The sequence below is a fragment of the Micromonospora sp. LOL_015 genome, from assembly GCF_048060275.1.
Taxonomy (GTDB): domain Bacteria; phylum Actinomycetota; class Actinomycetes; order Mycobacteriales; family Micromonosporaceae; genus Micromonospora_E.
This window is the reverse complement of the sequence record NZ_JBHMIO010000135.1, coordinates 1-1,415: the sequence shown is the minus strand read 5'-3', so window position 1 is coordinate 1,415 and position 1,415 is coordinate 1. Positions and strand designations below refer to the sequence as shown.

The window sequence follows — 1,415 nt, the reverse complement described above, 5'->3', positions numbered from 1 at the left end:
GTTCGTCGCCGTGGACGTACAGGGTCATCGTGGTCAGCTCCGGGTCGTACGCGGCCGCCAGACCGCGCCCATCCTGCATAGACCCCCGAATTCCTCCCAAACTCCCACCTCAGCCAGCCCTCAGCCGACTACGCAACGGCCCTGACCGATCGGCGGACTACTAACAATACCCGAAAACCGTTGATCACTTCACACTCTTTCCGCCTGATCGATTAGAGTTCGCGGCAACTTCGATGCAGCACCAAGCACCTCCACCCCCACAAGCCTGCCACTATCATCAAAGTCGAGATTGATCATTCCACCGACCCGGAACGGATCACATGGGTACATAGAGGCAACCCCACCAGGTCCCACCTCACTCAGATAGATATAGACCGCATCAGCTCTCGCATCGTAAGTCACCCTAAACTCAGCCACTATTGAACGATCACCCTGGAGCCGACGAATATAATTTCGTCGACGTTGTCATAACTGTATTTAGGTTTCATCAACAGCCTTGGCAATAGAGACTTTTAGCGAGGGTCGCAGTAGCCGTACATCACCATCCGAATCAGTCATCCGCTACTCACTGACAGGCCCTTCGAGATCAAATATTGGCGTCTGCCGCTCATCTCCAGGAGACCAAAGTGTAAGCAACCATTCCCCATAGGGGTAATCACTTAGTATCTCGAAGACGAGTCCCGATCGTGTAGTCAAGATCAGATCGAGCCCAACCTGGCGAGATTGAACTCCTACTCGCACGAACTCATCTCCCACCAAGTCCCTCAAGCCACAAGCCGTCGCGAAATCTTTCGAAATCGACGGTGACATAACTATCATTTCATTTACCGAAACACTCCAGCTGGTATTCACGCGAAGTCGCCACCGATCCCCGCTGAGGCAGACACCGTCGGTGTCTGCCTCAGCGGCAGCAATCGGGAGAGGAAGAAAGGTCCGGATCTCCTCTAAAACCACTCTATGGCTCCAGTTTCACATGCGTCCGGGATCGGACGTACGGTTTGGGACTGACGTCCCTCGGCGGCTGCACAGGCTTACCCGTGAACGGGCTGACCGGCGCATCGGCACCGTTGGTAAACGAGGCTCGGCGCCCCGCATTTCCATTAGCCGAAGGCTGCATAATACGGATTCTACTACCATCTGGTAGCTGGAATCCCGACCCCGCCGACCTAGTCGGGAAGGTGCTGAATCCCTCTTCTCCTGCCTCGACAGCTGCTTGCAGGCCGGACTCGAGCCGCGATGCACTTGTAGGTACGATGGTGCCACTCGCATCAGCGATGAACGTGGGCCGGTTGATCGGGCAGGCCCCACCATTCGTATTGTGTACGAGTACCGGGGTGTTGCCGGTGACTACGTGGTACGTGTGGATGTCGTCGATGGTGAGGTTGTGGACCGTACGGGTCTCGGACCACTGACGC

1 protein-coding gene is annotated in these 1,415 nt (G+C 56.0%); it reads right to left on the bottom strand.

Annotated features, from left to right (window positions below):
• Nucleotides 1–189: 189 nt before the first annotated feature.
• Nucleotides 190–402, bottom strand: a complete 213-nt coding sequence (locus ACFHWU_RS29125) for a DUF2283 domain-containing protein (RefSeq protein ID WP_416592300.1) — start codon at nt 400–402, stop codon at nt 190–192.
• Nucleotides 403–1,415: the final 1,013 nt, after the last annotated feature.